The 16,258-nt window shown below is 69.1% G+C and carries 15 protein-coding genes; 9 read left to right on the forward strand and 6 right to left on the reverse strand.

Annotated features, from left to right (window positions below; all coding sequences use genetic code 11):
- Positions 1-301: 301 nt before the first annotated feature.
- The gene (locus tag I7X12_RS14930) at positions 302-1,945 is read right to left on the reverse strand and encodes an aryl-sulfate sulfotransferase (protein ID WP_198060850.1); all 1,644 of its coding nucleotides are present in this window, start codon (positions 1,943-1,945) and stop codon (positions 302-304) included.
- 114 nt (positions 1,946-2,059) lie between these two features.
- Positions 2,060-2,803 carry a ribonuclease H-like domain-containing protein gene (locus I7X12_RS14935; RefSeq protein ID WP_198060851.1) on the reverse strand — a complete coding sequence of 248 codons (744 nt, stop codon included), beginning with the start codon at positions 2,801-2,803 and terminating at the stop codon, positions 2,060-2,062.
- Between the two features lie 141 nt (positions 2,804-2,944).
- Here I7X12_RS14935 and I7X12_RS14940 point away from each other — a divergent pair, with 141 nt between their 5' ends.
- The 3 genes from I7X12_RS14940 (at position 2,945) to I7X12_RS14950 (ending at position 6,008) form a co-directional block, all read left to right on the forward strand.
- Positions 2,945-3,850: a hypothetical protein gene (locus tag I7X12_RS14940; protein WP_198060852.1), complete on the forward strand. Its 906-nt coding sequence runs from the start codon at positions 2,945-2,947 to the stop codon at positions 3,848-3,850.
- A complete protein-coding gene (locus I7X12_RS14945; protein ID WP_198060853.1) occupies positions 3,851-4,777 on the forward strand; it encodes a hypothetical protein in 927 nt (308 codons plus the stop codon).
- Positions 4,778-4,922: 145 nt separating this feature from the next.
- Positions 4,923-6,008 carry a type II glyceraldehyde-3-phosphate dehydrogenase gene (locus I7X12_RS14950; RefSeq protein ID WP_198060854.1) on the forward strand — a complete coding sequence of 362 codons (1,086 nt, stop codon included), beginning with the start codon at positions 4,923-4,925 and terminating at the stop codon, positions 6,006-6,008.
- Between the two features lie 24 nt (positions 6,009-6,032).
- Here the strand turns inward: I7X12_RS14950 and I7X12_RS14955 are convergent, their stop codons facing one another.
- A complete protein-coding gene (locus I7X12_RS14955) occupies positions 6,033-6,560 on the reverse strand; it encodes a metallophosphoesterase (protein WP_198060855.1) in 528 nt (175 codons plus the stop codon).
- A gap of 150 nt (positions 6,561-6,710) precedes the next feature.
- Here I7X12_RS14955 and I7X12_RS14960 point away from each other — a divergent pair, with 150 nt between their 5' ends.
- Together I7X12_RS14960 and I7X12_RS14965 are read left to right on the forward strand one after the other, a co-directional pair.
- Positions 6,711-7,550 (forward strand): NAD-dependent epimerase/dehydratase family protein, encoded by an 840-nt coding sequence (locus I7X12_RS14960; RefSeq protein ID WP_198060856.1) that lies wholly within the window; start codon positions 6,711-6,713, stop codon positions 7,548-7,550.
- Positions 7,551-7,702: 152 nt separating this feature from the next.
- Positions 7,703-7,870 carry a hypothetical protein gene (locus I7X12_RS14965; RefSeq protein ID WP_198060857.1) on the forward strand — a complete coding sequence of 56 codons (168 nt, stop codon included), beginning with the start codon at positions 7,703-7,705 and terminating at the stop codon, positions 7,868-7,870.
- A 10-nt stretch (positions 7,871-7,880) separates the two neighbouring features.
- Here I7X12_RS14965 and I7X12_RS14970 read toward each other — a convergent pair whose 3' ends face one another.
- Complete coding sequence (locus I7X12_RS14970) at positions 7,881-9,089, reverse strand: phosphoglycerate kinase (RefSeq protein WP_198060858.1); 1,209 nt, start codon at positions 9,087-9,089, stop codon at positions 7,881-7,883.
- Between the two features lie 551 nt (positions 9,090-9,640).
- Here I7X12_RS14970 and I7X12_RS14975 point away from each other — a divergent pair.
- From I7X12_RS14975 to I7X12_RS14990, 4 genes are all read left to right on the forward strand, one after another.
- The gene (locus tag I7X12_RS14975; RefSeq protein ID WP_198060859.1) at positions 9,641-10,594 is read left to right on the forward strand and encodes a M48 family metalloprotease; all 954 of its coding nucleotides are present in this window, start codon (positions 9,641-9,643) and stop codon (positions 10,592-10,594) included.
- 157 nt (positions 10,595-10,751) lie between these two features.
- Complete coding sequence (gap, locus tag I7X12_RS14980; RefSeq protein WP_198060860.1) at positions 10,752-11,771, forward strand: type I glyceraldehyde-3-phosphate dehydrogenase; 1,020 nt, start codon at positions 10,752-10,754, stop codon at positions 11,769-11,771.
- 54 nt (positions 11,772-11,825) lie between these two features.
- A complete protein-coding gene (locus I7X12_RS14985) occupies positions 11,826-12,044 on the forward strand; it encodes a hypothetical protein (protein ID WP_198060861.1) in 219 nt (72 codons plus the stop codon).
- Between the two features lie 603 nt (positions 12,045-12,647).
- Complete coding sequence (locus tag I7X12_RS14990; RefSeq protein ID WP_198060862.1) at positions 12,648-13,010, forward strand: type IV pilin; 363 nt, start codon at positions 12,648-12,650, stop codon at positions 13,008-13,010.
- A 13-nt stretch (positions 13,011-13,023) separates the two neighbouring features.
- Here the strand turns inward: I7X12_RS14990 and I7X12_RS14995 are convergent, their stop codons facing one another.
- Positions 13,024-14,763 (reverse strand): CRTAC1 family protein, encoded by a 1,740-nt coding sequence (locus tag I7X12_RS14995; protein ID WP_198060863.1) that lies wholly within the window; start codon positions 14,761-14,763, stop codon positions 13,024-13,026.
- On the reverse strand, positions 14,760-16,121 hold the full coding sequence (locus I7X12_RS15000) for a DUF7405 family protein (protein ID WP_198060864.1): 1,362 nt from the start codon (positions 16,119-16,121) through the stop codon (positions 14,760-14,762). Before I7X12_RS15000 ends, I7X12_RS14995 begins: the two co-directional genes overlap by 4 nt.
- Positions 16,122-16,258 lie beyond the last annotated feature (137 nt).

Raw genomic sequence — 16,258 nt, forward strand, 5'->3', positions numbered from 1 at the left:
ATATCGGTGTTTCGAGCATCCGAGTCGGCCGACCTGTCGACGCTCCCACCGGAAGCACTGATACACGAAAATCACCGTACAGCGTGGCGATGGCGACTTGAATTACTGTTCGCACGAGCCGAACGACAGTTTCGAAAAGTGCGAAGAACGCCTACTTCATTCGAACGTACCGATATCGTAGTATTCTGTAGATCAGATACGATGGGCGGGAACGGACGACACTGACGGGGCTGGTCGTCAGAGGATCGCCGACGAGGATGAGCTGGTCGTCAGAGGATCGCCGACGAGGATGAGCTGGTCGTCAGGCGCCGCGAGCGCGACGGAGTCGTTCCCGGACTGAGGCGAGGGGCGAGTACTGCGACCAGTACAGTTCGGTTCCGGCCCAGGCGACGGCGGTCAGGGCGGCGAGGCCGCCGAACGCCAGGTCGGTGAACCGGACCCAGGAGGGCGCGGCGTACAGCGCGCCGTTGACGACGAGGCTCGGGGTCAACTCCTTGAGTGCGACCCAGACGGTCTCGACGGGGCCACGACTGGGGTGGGTTATCTGACCGGCCGGCGGGACGGTGTCGGACCCGGTGTCGGGGTTGGCCGGCTGGAACAGGGGGACGCCGACGCCCGAACGCGAGCCCGACCCACCGGCGGTCGTGCCGCGCTCGTCGCGGATCGACCGCATGCTGTGTCCGCCCGCGCTCTCGTCGCCGGTGCCCAGCCGCTCGACGTCGTAGGGCATGCCGACGGTCTGGCTCCAGTTCACGGTCCCGTCGGGGGCGATCTCGGCGATACGGTCGCCGTGCGTGTCGACGATCAGGCTGTTGCCCGACGGCAGGCGGTCGACGTCCCGGGGCCACTGGAGGCGGCTGTCGCGCCAGCCCCACGACCGCACCCACTCGCCGTCGGCGGCCGTCGTCGCCTCGCCCGTCTCGGGGTCGACCCGCTGGTACTCCAGCAGCCGGCTGTTCTCCGAGTCGGCGACGGTGATCGCGGGCCCGCCGCGCTCGGGCGGGATGTAGTCCGGGTTGTGCTGCTCGTAGAGGATGTCGTAGTTGTCCTCCTCGCCGAGCGTCCAGTTCGCGTCGACGCCCTCGCCGGGCTCGACGAAGACGACCCGGTCCATGTTGCGGACGCTGACCATGAATCGACCGTCGTCGAGCACCTCTACGTCGTTGATGTGCGTCCAGTCGCCGGCGGCGCCGCCCACGTCGTCGGGGAAATACGCCGACGCGTTCCACTCGTAGACCGTCTCGTCGGTGGTCACGTTCACCACGCGGACGCTGTCGCGCAGGATGTCGGCGACGGCGACGTGGCTCTCGTTGATGCGGTCCACGTCGTGCCAGCGGCCGGAGTAGATCTTCGGGGTGAGCTCCCCGTAGACCGTCCGGGTCTCACCGGAGGTCAGGTTCACGCGTTCGAAGACGTTGAACGTACACCGGTCGGTGCGCACCGTCGCACAGGCCTCGCCGTCGCGATGTTCCGAGGCCAGGTACTCGACGGTGTAGGGTCGGCCTTCCACGGGGTCGACGTCGAAGTAGACGCGGTAGTCGTCCTCGTAGTAGGCCACCTCGCCCGAGCGATCGAACGCGACCAGTTCGGCCTGTTCGTCGGAGGCGTAGAAGCCCTGCGTACCGACCACGGTCAGGTCGGCGGGGTCGTACTCCGCGGGATCGACGAGCAGGGGGTCCTCGGCGGCGCTCGCCGCGCCGTCCGGCGAGCCGCCGGGGTCGGTGAGACCAGGGGCGACGGGATCCGAGGCGACGCCGGTCGGCGACGCTTCGGGACCCGCGACGCCGGGCGCGTCGGGCCCGGACCCGCTCGCGTCGGCGAGCGACCCGTGCGTGCGTGCGACGTTCGGCTCCGCAGTGGCGTAGCTGCTCGCCACCGCTCCCGCCGCGAGGACCAACACGGCGGCGAACAGCGCGCGAGCGACTCGTTTGGAGGGGCCGTCCATGTCCTATCCGTGTGTAAGGGTCCGTTAAGTTTCTTTAGATCCCGCTTGCGAGCCGGTTGCATCCTCGGGAGACCGTCCCGATCGACCGCACTCTCGGACGCGAAGCCCCGTCGCTCACCCCCGTGCGACGAACACGTCGCTGTCGAGGCGGTCGGTGACGCGGTCGGCGAGCGCGCGGAGGTTCTCCGTGTCGTCGCGGTTGTACGACACTAGCGTCTCCAGCGAGGAGTCGTCACCCCGTTCGTACTCCCGCCAGAGGCGGACGGCATCCTCGCCGGACAGATCCGGGCGGTCGCGGTCGATCCCCGTCTCCCGCTCGATGCGTTTCAGCCCGCCGGTCAGCCCCAGCCGTCGGCAGGGGTACATCAGGTCGACGTGCGGGACTTCGACGTCCACGTCGAAGGCGGTCTCGAGGAACGGCACGTCGAAGCGCTTGCCGTTGAACGTCACGAGCAGCTTCGCGTCGTCGAGGCGGCGCTGGAGGCGCTCACCGGTCAGGTCGCGGTCGGCGACCAGCACCTCGGTCTCGCCGGGCGTGTGGAGGCCGACGACCGTCACGTCGTGGCGGTGCTGGTCGAGCCCGGTAGTCTCGATGTCGAGGAAGCAGGTGTCCTCGCGGAAGTTCTCGTAACAGCGCCAGTGGCTGCCGGAGGGGAACCGCTCGCGGAAGAAGGCGGCGTCGCCGTCGTCGAGGCGCTCGGCGGCCGTCGCGACGAACGACTCGATGTTCTCGGCCTGTCGGGCGCCGACGGCCGACGGGTCGAAGGCGTCCCAGTGAGTGACCCCGGACTCCCACAGCGACCGCTCGGTCTTCTCGCCTACGCCGTCGACCGGGATGAAACTGTTCTCGATACGCACAGTGGTCGATTCGTCCCCGCCGTCTTGTCCCTTTCGGGACCGTCCGCGGACCCGGTCGCAGGGCGCCGCTCGGAGCGCGACTGCCCGGTGGGCGCGCACCTCGCCACGCCGCTTATGTGTCCCTCGTTCTAACGGCCGTCAATGGTCAGACGGCTCGCGCTGGTCGCACTGGTCGCGGTGACGCTGGCCGGCTGCAGCGCGCTCGCACCCGACGGCGCGGCGCCGACGCCGGCCGAGACGGTGACGCCAGTGGCGGTCCCGACGGACGCGCCCACAGAGACGGTGTCGCCGCCGCCAGGCGTCGCGGCCAACGGGAGCGTCTCACCCGGGGCGCTGACGCGTGCCCACTTCGCGGCGCTCGCCGACCGCTCGTTCCGCTGGCGGCTCGACTACCGGCGCAGCGTCGACCGGTCGGCCCCGGTCGGCGGCGAGACCGCGTCGAACGTCAGCGTCGACGTCGCGGAGCGACGACTGCGAGTCGGCGACGACGGGTCCTACCGCCTCGCTCGGCGGATGACCGGGATGGTGGGCGGGACCGTCTACGCCGACGACACCGGGCGATACGTGCGCGGCGCGGACTCGAACGGGACCGGGTACCGCGTCGGTAGCGGCGAGCCCAACTACCGACACTACCTGCGAACGGGCCAGACGCTCGGGCGCTACTTCGCCGTCGACGCCTCGACCGTCTCGACGGTCGAGCGCGAGGGGCGGACCTACTACCGCGTCCACGTCACCGCGCCGCCGCGGACCCTGGCCGAGGGGCACGCGAAACAGACGATCACGGACTACGCCGCGACCGCCTACGTGGCGCCGGAGGGGCTCGTGCGGGCGGTCGTCGTCGAGTACGAGTACACCCTCACGGACGACCGCGTCGCGGTGTCGCTCCGGTCGGCGTACCGCGGCGTCGGCGAGACCGACCTGTCCCGCCCCGACTGGGTCGCCGATTTGGTCGACGGCGGGACGGCGGCCACGGGGACGGCGACAGCGGGACCGACTGCGACCGCGGAGACGGTGACTCCGACGCCCGTTGACGGAGGGGACCAATAGATGGGTCGGACTCGTGGGCCGGGACTGGCCGGCTCCGGTCGCCTGCTCGTCGCCGTCGCGCTGGTGGTCGTCCTCGCTGGCTGCAGCGTCTTCGCCGGTGGCGGCCAGCCCACGCCGGCCCAGACGGTCACGCCGGCGCCGGTACCGGATCTGGGCCCGACGGACACCCCACCGCCGGCGACACCTCGGGAGCGGCTGGGGGCGTTCCCGGCGATCTCGGCCGAGGGCGACATCAACGTCAGCGGGCTGTTCACCGCACATATCGCGTACCTGTCCGACCACTCGTACACGCTGGAGTGGAACCGACGAACTGCCGGCGGGTCGGGCCCGATCGCACGGGAGTACGACCGACGGATCGCCGTCGGTGCCGACGGGAGTTTCCTGGTCCGTAACGCGGACGAGGGCACGAACACGACGGTCACCTACGGCGACCGCGACGGTGCCTACCGACGAGTCGAGGGGTCGAACGGCGCCGACGCCGAACCCGTGCCCGCGGGACTCACCGACCCCGTCGGCCAGCGCTACGCGGAGACCGTCTCCTTCGAGATACTCACGTTCCTGAACGAGGGGTACGACTCCGTCGAGGTGGTGACCAGGAACGGACGCCCGTACGCCCGGGTCGTCTCGGACAACGTCCCGCCACAGATCCCCGAGACCTACAGCGCGTACGCGGTTCACGACTTCGCCGCCACGCTGTGGATCGCCCCCGAGGGGTACGTCAGCGCCGTCCACTACGAGTTCGACCTGCGTAACATCGACGAGCGCATCGCCGTCGAGTGGCGCTACACCTACGACCGCGTCGGCGAGACGACCGTCGACCGCCCCGAGTGGGTCCCAGAGTCCACGCCCGTCCCCTCGCCGACCCCCACGGACGACCCCTCGCGCGTCCCGCCAGCGACGGTCGCCAGCACCTCCACTGCCGACTGATACGCCTCGTCGACAGTTGTCGTGGTACTCCCTGACAACCGCCCCGTCAGCGCCGCTCACGCCCGGATTCCTTTTTCGCTCCCGAGTTAATTTCTCGCAAAATATCGTGAAAAGAATTATGCCGGTGCCCGGTGAACGGTGAGATATGATCGAGGTCGGCGTCAACGGATACGGGACGATCGGCAAACGTGTCGCGGACGCGATACGCGCTCAGCCGGACATGGCGGTCGCGGGCGTCGCCAAGACGAGCCCGAACTTCGAGGCGAAGGTCGCGCTCGAACGCGGCTACTCCCTCTACGCGGCCGACGGAGAGCGGACCGACGCCTTCGACGAGGCCGGCTTCGAGCTGGCCGGGGCCGTCGACGAACTCGTCGCCGAGAGCGACGTGATCGTCGACGCCACGCCCTCGGGGATCGGCGCCGAGAACGCTGAACTGTACCGCGAACACGGCACACCCGCGATCTTCCAGGGCGGCGAGGACCCGGACGTGGCCGAGGTGAGTTTCACCGCCAGGGCCAGCTACGAGGCCGCCCGCGGCGCCGACACCGCCCGCGTCGTCTCCTGCAACACGACCGGGCTCTCGCGACTGTTCGCGCCCATCGTCGAGGAGTACGGGATCGAGAAGGCCCGCATCACACTCGTCCGTCGCGGCGGCGACCCCGGCCAGACCGACCGCGGGCCGATCAACGACACCCTGCCCGACCCCGTCGAGATCCCCTCTCACCACGGTCCCGACCTGAACACGGTCTTCCCCGACCTGGACGTCGACACCATGGGCATGAAGGTGCCCGCGACGCTGATGCACACCCACTCGGTCAACGTGACGCTGGCTTCGGACGCCGACGCCGAGTCCGTCCGCGAGCTGCTCGAGGCGGAGTCGCGCCTGTTCGTCCTCCCGCCCGAACTCGACATCGACGGCGCGGGCAAGCTCAAGGAGTTCGCCCAGGACGCCGGCCGCCCGCGCGGGGACTGCTGGGAGAACTGCATCTGGGGCGACTCGATCACCGTCGAGGGTCGCGACCTCTACCTCTTCCAGGCCATCCACCAGGAGGCCGACGTGGTGCCGGAGAACGTCGACGCCGTCCGTGCCGTCGCCGACACCGCCGACCGTGAGGAGAGCACGACCCTCACCGAGGACGCGCTCGGGCTCGACGGTCAGATCGGCGGGGCGACCCGCGACCCCGTCGCCCGCTCGCCTGCCGTCGCCGACGGCGGCCGCGACGACGACTGATCACACCGCATTCACCTCGATTTTCTACTCGCGTCCCGCCGACAGCGTGAACCGCTCGACGTCGTCGTCTCCCGTATCGACGACCTCGTCGGTTCCGGTGTCGAGGACGACGGCGTAGTGGGGACCGGGCGCGCCCTCGAAGGGGATGCCCCCGGGGTTGATCCGGACGGTGTCCTCGTAGGTCTCGTGGACGAACTGGTGGGTGTGGCCGTGCAGGACGTAGTCGTAGCGGCTGCACTCGACCAGCGCGTCGACGACGGCGCCGCTGGTGCCGTGGTAGACGACGAACTCCCGACCGTCGAGGGTGAGTTCGGCCGTCTCGCCGTGGTAGGTGCCGAAGCCGTCGACCGTCTCGGCCAGCGCCCACTCGCCGTCGTTGTTGCCCCGAACGGCGTGGAAGTCGAACGACGAGTCGAAGGGCGTCGCCGAGAACGGCGCCACGAAGTCGCCGCAGTGGACCACGAGGTCGCAGTCCTCGCGTTCGAACGTCTCGACGGCCGCTTCGACCGCCTCCAGGTCGTCGTGCGTGTCGGAAACGATGCCGAGTCGCATGGGCGGGCTTGGCCCGGTCGGACAATCAACGTGTCCCTCCACGCCAGGGTCAGGGACTGCGACCTCGACGTTGGATCCCGGAGGGGGACCGGCCCCGCCGTCGGGTTCCGGGAGACGCGGGTTCAAGACACTCCCCGTCGAACCGTCGCCATGGACGTACTCGTCACGGGCGGCGCGGGCACGATCGGCACGGCGATCACCGACCAGCTGGGCGACCGCGAGGACTACGAGTTCACCAGTCTCGACGTGACCGAACACCCCGACGACCACGTGGACTCGGTCGTCGCGGACGCGACCGACGGAGCGGTCGTGCGCGACCAGGTCGCCGAGGCGGACGCGGTCGTCCACCTCGCGCGGGTCCACATGGACGACGGCGGGCCGAACGACCGGACGATGGCCCGGAGCGACGAACACCTCGCGAACCTCCGACTCCACGCCACCGCCTACGAGGCGGCCGTCGAGGCGGGTCTGGACACCTTCGTCTACGCCTCCTCGAACCACGCCGTCGGGATGTACGAGGTCGAGGCCGCGCCCGACGTCTACTACGGGTCGGACCTCGAGGTCGACCATCGCGTCCAGCCCCGACCCGACTCGATGTACGGCGTCGAGAAGGTCTACGGCGAGGGGCTCGGCCGACTCGCCGCCGAGACGAGCGACCTCTCGGTGTACGCCCTGCGAATCTGCGCCGTTCGCGACCCCGAGTACGACCACCCGTACGGCGACGCCCAGCGCGGCGTCGACGAGGGCCGATTCGCCCTCGACTCGGCGGCCTACGACGAGCAGGTCGCCCGCATGCACTGCATGTGGCAGTCCCGTCGCGACATCGCTCACATGGTCGAGCGCTGTCTCGCCGACGACTCCGTCGACTTCGACGTGTTCTACGGCGTCAGCGACAACAGCGACCGCTGGTTCGACATCGACCACGCCCGCGACGTGCTCGGCTACGACCCCCGCGACGCCGCCGACGAGTGGGACGCCCCACCGTCCTGAGCGCCGTCTCCTCCCCGCCGCGCCGTCTCCTCCCCGCCGCGCCGTCTCCTCCCCGCCGCGACCTCCGATAGCCGAGGGATTAACTCGCTGTCGAGTTATTTTATTTCACAACTCAGAGAAAGAAATTTATTCCCGCGGCCCGAGCAGGGCACATGGGAGACACCGGCGGAGACTGGACGCGGCGGCACGCACGACTCACCTGGGAGGGTGAACAGGGTGGCACGCCACCGGAAGATGGGGGATCCGGCGGGGGGGTCGTCCGCGCGGACCCGCCCGCCGACGACTGGAGCGCGCGACACGCCTGGTGTCGCCGCGCCTGACGCCGCTCTCCTACTCGCGCAGGACTTCGACGCCGACCAGTCGCTCGCCGGTCAACGCGCGGATGTACGCGCCGCCGGCGATCGAGACGTGCCCGAAGTCGCTCTCCTCCATGCCGTACATCTCGATAGCCCGAGAGGTGTCTCCGCCCCCGACGACCGAGAAACAGTCCGTCCCGGCGATGGCTTCGAGCACGCCGACGGTCCCGTCGGCGAACCGCTCGTCCTCGAACAGCCCCAGCGCGCCCTTGACGAAGACCGCCTCCGATTCCTCGATGGTCGCGGCGTACTCCGAGACCGTGTTCGACCCCACGTCGAGGAAGGCCCGGTCTTTCTCCGCGACGTCGCCGACCTCGATCTCGGCCCGTTCGCCGCCCTCGGCTTCGAAGGCCAGGTCCAGCGCCAGCCGGATCTGGTCGCCGTAGTCGTCGATCAGCCCCCGGATCGTCTCCTCGTTGGCTTCCCACTGGTCGTCGAACAGGTCCATCCCCTCGATGTCCCGGCCGACGGGCACGCCGTCGGCCCGCAGGAACAGCTCGCCCGCGATCCCACCCAACAGGAAGGTGTCGACTTTGTCCTCCAGCGCGGTCATCACGTCGATCACGTCGGTGGCTTTCGTCCCGCCGACGACCATCGTCACCTCGCCGTCGAACTCACGCTCGGCGATGGCCGTGTTGGCCTCGTACTCCGTCTCCATGACGCGACCCGCGTGCGCGGGCAACGCCAGCGCGAATCCGACCAGCGAGGCGTGGCTGCGGTGGGCCGCCGAGTAGGCGTCGTTGACGTACCCGTCGAAGACCGGCGCCAGCGTTTCCACGAACTCAGTCTCGGCCTTGGTCTCGGGGTCCTCCTCGGGCAGTTCCTCGTCGCACATCCGCGTGTTTTCGAGGAGGAGAACGTCGCCGCCGTCGAGGTCGTCGATCGCCGCGAGCGCGTCGTCGCCGAACGTGTCCGGGACGAACTGGACGGGGCGGCCCACGTGCTCGCTCAGGATGTCGGCGTGCTGTTCGAGCGAGACGAACGTGTCGCGGCCAGGTCGGCCCTGGTGAGCCAGCAGCACGACACGGAAGTCCCGTTCGGCCAGTTCGCGCACCGTCTCGGCGTGGCGGTCGAATCGCCGGTTGTCCTGCACCTCACCGTCCTCGACGGGGGAGTTCAGGTCGAGTCGTACGAGCACGCGCTGTCCGTCTTCCAGATCGTCGAGCGTCTTGAACGAGGTCATGAGTCTGTTCGACCCGTCGCCCGGCGGCGAGAAAAAACCGCCCGGTCGGGTCTGGGCGCATTCTGTTCGAGTTGCAAGTCCAGACGTTCTTTCTGGTCGGTCCGCCGCGGAAGAACCGAGGACGACCGTGATCGGACTCGGCGGCAGGCGATGGACGCCCTCGGCGCGCTCGCTCACGGGTCGCTCCGCTCACGGCGCTGCGCGCCGTTCGCATCGAGGGCTCCTTTCAGTCGCCCTCGTACTCACGGTCGCTGACCGGAATTTCCGCGCTCTCGGCACCCCTCGCTCACGGCAGGGCCGTCTGCTCGCGGGCCGCTGGCCCGCTCGCACGGGCCGTGGGAGCATCGCTCCCACGCTGTTCGCTTCGAGGCGCTGTGCGCCTCGCACCGCTCGACAGCGCGCGCCGACCGCATCGCCACCCTCAAATGCACCAACGTCGGACCGTACTGACCGAAACTCGTTCGGAGTGCTCGCCGCGTTCCCGCTCGCTATCGCTACGACACAGACCGCGGGCAAGCAAGCGTTTTCAGGCATCCACACCGAGATCCGATATGCGCTGGGTACTCCGGGGACTGATGATCGTCGTCGGCGTGCTGACGCTGGCGGTGTACCTGGCCGGCGCCTACCTCGTCTACGAGGTGGCGCGGGCGGTCTGGGCGATCCGGCCGCCGCTTGGAACGCTAGCGCTGTATCTCGCGGTCCTGACGGTCGTCTTCGCGTTCGTCAGCTACCGGGTCGGCACCGCTCAGATCCTCCGGAGTCTCCAGGTGTGGGAGCTCCCCGAAGCCCGGGCGCCGATGCTGTACCGACGGCTCGGCGGGTTCAGCGACGCGATGGGTATCGAGCGGCCGGACGTGCTGGTCGCGGAGATGGGCCAGCCCAACGCCCTGGCGCTGGGCGGCGGGTTCGGTCGCGGGCACGTGGTGGTCGACCGACGGCTGTTCTCGCTGTTGACCTTCGAGGAGCTGTCGGCGATTTTGGCTCACGAACTGGCACACATCGAGCGCAAGGACAGCCTGGTTCAGACGGTCGGCTACAGCGCGCTCCGGACGCTGTCGGGGCTGGCTGCGCTGGTGCTCGCGCCGGTGCTGGTCGTCGCGGCGGGGCTGGCCCGCGGGGTGGCGTGGATCCGTGGGCGGCCGGAAGCGTGGACGCGGACGATCCCCGGGAAACTCCAGCGAGCGGTCGTCGGGACCGTCTCGCTCGTATTCTTCGCGCTGACGCTGGCGATACTGGCCCACTCCCGACGCCGGGAGTTCGCGGCCGACGACCGCGCCGCGGCGGTGACCGGCGACCCGCTGGCCCTGGCGCGGGCGCTCCGGAAGATCGAACGTGCGAGCGAGGGACCGTGGTCGCTGTTGTCGCCGCTGTACGTCGACGGTGAGGAGGAAGGACCGCTGACGCGGCTGCTGTCGACTCACCCCGCGACCGACGAGCGAGTCGAACGCCTCCAGGCGTGGGCCGAACGCGACGAGGGGATCCGAGTCGAACGCCGCCGCCCGTAACAGCGCCCGTGGTGGCCGTTCCCGACGACCGCGGGGCGCTATCGGCGGTATCGGGCGGCGACAGGGCACGTCGGGTCGGTCCCCATGGCCGAACGCCCGAGCTGTGCGTTCCGTATTCGAAAACCCTATACTCGCCTCGGGAGACGTTCTATCCAGTATGAGTGAATCTGACGAGGGGACCGTACGCATCGGTCTGAACGGCTTCGGTCGCATCGGACGGAACGTCTTCCGCGCGTCACTGGGAGACCCGCGCGTGGAAGTCGTCGGCATCAACGACGTGATGGACGACGCCGACATGGAGTACCTCGCGCGCTACGACACCGTGATGGGAACGCTCGACGGTGTCACGCTCGAGGAGGGCGTCATGACCGTCGACGGCACCGACTTCGGCGCCTCTATCCACGGGGAGACCGACCCTGCCGAGCTCCCGTGGGACGATCTGGACGTCGACGTGGCCTTCGAGGCGACCGGCATCTTCCGCAACTACGACGACGCGAGCAAGCACGTCGACGCCGGCGCCGACACGGTCGTCATCTCCGCGCCGCCGAAGGGCGAGAAATCGGTCAAACAGATCGTCTACGGCGTCAACCACGACGAGTACGACGGCGAGGACGTGGTCTCGAACGCTTCCTGTACGACCAACTCCATCACGCCCGTCGCGAAGGTGCTCGACGAGGAGTTCGGCATCGAGGCCGGTCAGCTCACCACCGTCCACGCCTACACGGGCTCGCAGAACCTCGTCGACGGCCCGAAATCGAAGACCCGACGGGGCCGCGCGGCCGCCGAGAACATCGTCCCGACCTCCACCGGCGCCGCCCAGGCCGCCACCGAGGTCCTCCCGGAACTGGAGGGCAAACTCGACGGGATGGCGATCCGCGTTCCGGTCCCCAACGGTTCGATCACCGAGTTCGTCGTCGACCTCGACGCCGACGTGACCGAGGCCGACGTGAACGACGCGTTCCGCGAGGCCGCCGCGGGCGAACTCGAAGGCGTGCTTGGCGTCACCGACGACGAGGTCGTCTCGACGGACATCCAGGGCACCCCCTACTCCTCGCAGGTCGACCTCCAGTCGACCAACGTCGTCAACGGCATGACGAAGATCCTCACCTGGTACGACAACGAGTACGGCTTCTCCAACCGCATGCTCGACGTGGCCGAGTTCGTCACCGACTACTGAGTCCTGTCTCAGACCTAACCGTTTTTTGCGTTCGGACGCTACTCACCGATAGCGATGTCCCTCCGAACGAAACTCGGTCAGCGGCCCGAGGAGTGGAACCGCCCGGGACGACTTCGATGGCTGGTCCCCAGCGCCGCCGGGCTCGGCGGCGTCGCCGGCGCCCTGCTCGCGCTCGCCGTCGAACCCTGGGCACTCCCCGGCGCCGTGACGGCCGGCCTGGGCGCCGGACTGGGTGCCGCCCTCGCCGTTGTCCTCGCCGCCGCGCTGGACTGATCTTCGAACGTCACCGTTGTTGACGCAGGTGACGGCTATTGGATTTGGGGCTGGCGGTGCGGTCGGCGTGCGCTGTCGAGCGGTGCGAGGCACACAGCGCCTCGAAGCGAGTAGCGTGGGAGCCGAGCGCCCACTGACCGTACGAGCGGGCCCCTGGCCCGCGAGCAGACGGCCCTGCCGTGAGCAGGCGGTGCGGAGAGCGCGGATATCCCGTCTGGTTCGAGAGGGCTCCGCTCTCTCGTCACCGAGCGAATCGGAGATTCGCGAGGTCTGCTCACGGGCGCTCCGCGCCCGTTCGCACGGTCCGAGGGACCGGCGGTCCCTCGCTGTCTGCGAGAGCTGTGCGCTCGCTCGATCCCGAACATCTCCGTTTTTCAGAGACAGCGACCGCGAGAGCGAGGACGACCGAAGGGAGCTCTCGTCAACGCGAACGGCGACTGCAGGGAGCCGTGAGCGAGCGCGTCGAGGGCTTTCGACACTTGTCGTCGAGTGCGGTCGCGGTTGCTCGACGTCCGCCCAAACCAACTCGAACAGAAACACCCACCCCACACGAGTCTCGGATCGGCCCACACGCTCATACCGTTCGGTCCCCACCTCACGCGCATGGACGGGGACGCGATGCTGAATCTGGTCGGGGCGGCCATCGTGGTCGCCGTCGTCGGGGGGTTCGTGGTGGTGGGGCTCAACATCGCGGGCGGGAACGGGGGGACCGACGCTCCGGAGGTGAACTGGACGGTCGAGCGGGTCGACGATACCGCCGTCCGGATCACCCACGCCGGCGGCGAGCCGGTCCGAGCGGACGATCTGACGATACGCGTCGAGAGCTACCGTCGGGCGACCGACTGGAGCGACCCGGTGACCGAATCGGAGAGTACGGTCGTCCAGGCGAGCGAGGGATCGACGGTCCGGATCGTCTGGAGCCCGGGCCGCGGCGACGACGTGATTATGCACGGCGAACGGGTCTGAACGACCGCCTCGCTCAGTTCGCTGGTGCGGCGGAGAAGTTCGCGACCACGTCGACGCCGTCGGGACCGATCCGGTAGCGACGGTCGGCGTCGAGTTCGACGGTCCGCTCGGTCCCGTCGGGCCAGGTCACGTCGACGGTCGCCCTCTCGGCGTCGCCGAGCCCGATGTGAGTGACCGAGGACTCCTGAGAGATGAAGTCGCTCCGGGAGTTCTGCCAGACGGCCGTCTCCCGGCCGTCGACGGTGACCGTCGCGTTCGCGCCGACGGCGACCGCACCGTTGCCGTCGACGATCTCGAACTGAGCGGCGCCGGCGGGGGCCGACCCGTTGGCTCGTCTTTCGGTGTCGGGCGACCGGACGGTGTTCTCGTAGACGGCGTAGGGCCCGTGGTAGTCGGCGATGATCACGTCGCGGTCGCCGTCGCGGTCGTAGTCGACAGTGACCATCCCGCGGCCGTCCTGCTCGGCGAACCCGCGGTCGGAGGCGTCGAGGCGGGTGAAGTTGTCGCCGTCCCGTTCCCAGACCATCGGGAGCGTAAAGACGGGGTCGGACTGGTTGAGTGCGACGACGGTCTGGGTGGTGTGGAACAGGTCGCGGTCGCCATCGTTGTCGAGGTCGGTGACGCTAGCGGCCCACCCCCAGCCGCCCTCGCGGACGCCGTAGGCGTCGGCGCGGTCGACGAACTCGCCGTCGCCCTGATTGATGAGCATGGTGTTGCCCTTCGTACGGCCGGAGTGGATGACGTACTGGAGGAACCGCTTGAGCCGCTCGTAGCGGTCGGGCGAGAGCGTCTCGCGGGAGGCCGGGATATCGATATTGGTGACGAACACGTCGGGGCGGCCGTCGCGGTTGACGTCGTTGATCTCCGAGGCCATGCCGTTACGGGCGGTAGCGCCGCCCAGTTGGACCTGCTCGAAGGTCCCGTCACCCCGGTTGAGATAGACGGTATCGTTGTTGTAGTCGTTGGCGGCGTGGATGTCGGGGCGGCCGTCACCGGTCAGGTCGACGAAGCTGGCCGCGAGGGTCCAGCGGTCGCCCGTGATCCCCGTTCCGTCGACGCGTTCGAAGCGCCCCTCTCCGGATTCGCCCGTGTTCTCGAAGAGGACGTTGGGGTTGCCGTTGTCGCCAGCGACGGACTTGTTGGTCGAGAAATATCCCTCGGGGCGTTCGTCGGCCCAGTCACCGGACTGATAGACGAAGAGATCGCGGTCGCCGTCGCCGTCGTAGTCGGCGGCGGCCGCGCCGAGCGGGTGCGTGAAGTTACCGAGGCCGACGTCGGTCCGTTCGAAGCTCCCCTCGTCGTTGTGGAAGGCGGCGGCGGGGCCGTCCTTGGCGAGCAGGAGCAGGTCGCGCCAGCCGTCGCCGTCGTAGTCGACGAAGGCGGCGCTCTTGTACTCCCGTTCGAGCCCGGAGAGCTCGCCCGTGCGCTCGAAGGCGCCGCCGGTGTTGCGAAAGAGGGCGGGGTGCTCGCCGCCGACGGCGAGCAGGTCTTCCCAGCCGTCGTTGTCGATATCGGCCACGAAGACGCCGTTGTTGCCGTTGCCGGCGGCGCCGGTGCCGGTGCCGTTGTACGCGAGCCCGGCCTCGGCGGTGGCGTCGACGAACCCGATCTCGGCGCTCGCTCCGTCGGTCTCGGCGCCGTCGAGCGACCCGGGCGCGGCGGCGCACCCGGAGACGACCAGCGTCAGCGCGACGGCGACGGTGAGGAGGGCCCGGTGGGCGGCGCCGCTGGTCCGTCGGTCCGAACCGGTCATTCGTCGATCCCTGTCGGGAGCGCGCGCTGGGAGCGGGGCGGCACGAGCAGCGTCTCGCGGTGGAGCGTCTCCAGGTAGTCGACGATGCCGTGGTCCTCGGCCGCCAGGTCGTCGTCGTACTCGTCGGTGTTCATCGCCTTGCGAGTCTCGACGAAGTCGTCGACGTGGCGCTGGAGGCCGCTGAAGTTGAACTCCGTCCCCTGGGCCGCGTCCGTGGCGACCCCCTCCGAACGCCGGAGGATCGTCGGGACGAAGTCGTCGTCGCGTGCGCGTGCGACTTTCTGCGTGTGTCCCACGCGGTCGTACTCCTCTGCGTACTCCTCGACGCTTCGGGCGTTTTCCTCGGTGATCCTGCTCTCGGCGCCGAGCTTCTCGCCGATCTCCCCGATCTCGTCGGTGTCGTGGGCGGGACAGAACATCTCGGCGGCCCGCTCCTCGTGGGACTGGTCGTACCAGCGGTCCAGATCGATGCCGAGTCGGGAGATCGCCATCGTCGTCCCGCCGGCGAACGGCCCCTCGCGGATGGTGATCCGGTCCTCGGAGGGCTGGCTGTCGCGGTAGCCGGACTTGAACCCCATCGACAGCGGCGCCGACTCCGGGATCGAGTCGTTGTCCAGCACGTCCGCCGGGATACCCTTGCCGACCATCCCGGTCCGCCGATCGGTCTTCGAGAAGACGCCCTCGAAGGTGTCGGTCACCTCGACGCCGTTTATCGTCTCGATCTCGCCGAACAGCGCTGCCTCGGCGGCCATGACGACCGAGCCGATGTCGCTGTTCATCAGCAGGACGGCGTCGAAGTCGTCGGCCTTGTCGGGGTCCTCGCCGACCCGGCGGAGCAGGTCTTCGGCCGGGACCAGCTGCTCGGGGACGCCGCCGGTCCGCTCGAAGTAGCTGGCCGAGTAGCCGAGCATGAAGAGCAGCCCCTGCGTGAACGACGCCGAGGGGTTGCCGCCGGTCCCCCACTGGAAGGCCTCTTCGAGGGTCCGAAGGGTTCCCTCGACCTGTTCACGCTCGGCCTCGGTCGGCGGAGTCGACCCCTCGTAGGAGAGCCCGAGGATCAGCTGTTGTTGCGGGATGACGGTGTTGCCGTGGGCGTCGTGGACGACCGCGTAGTTCCAGGCGTGTTGGCGCTTCGACAGCGCGTCGGGGTTGCCCGTCGGAACCGACAGCTCGAACTCCGTGTCCGTCCCCGTCCGGGTTCCACCCGCCCCCTCCGGTTCGCTGGGACCGTCGGATTCGGTTCCCACCAGGTCCCGTTCCCGTTCCTGACACGCCGAGAGCGCGCTCGCCCCACCGATAGCGACGGCCGTCGCGACGAACTCGCGGCGGCCGATCCCACGCTCGTTGTCCGGTGACATTTTCACAGGGTTAGTCGGTCCGATTGAAAAACCCTTCCACGAACGGTCGCACCGACTGCCACGTCCCACGCGCCGCCGGCGACCGTGCGGCGCCGTCACACCACGATATCTCCCGATCTGTACCGGACCGGACACGG

This window comes from Halosimplex litoreum (assembly GCF_016065055.1).
GTDB classification, from domain to species: Archaea; Halobacteriota; Halobacteria; order Halobacteriales; family Haloarculaceae; genus Halosimplex; species Halosimplex litoreum.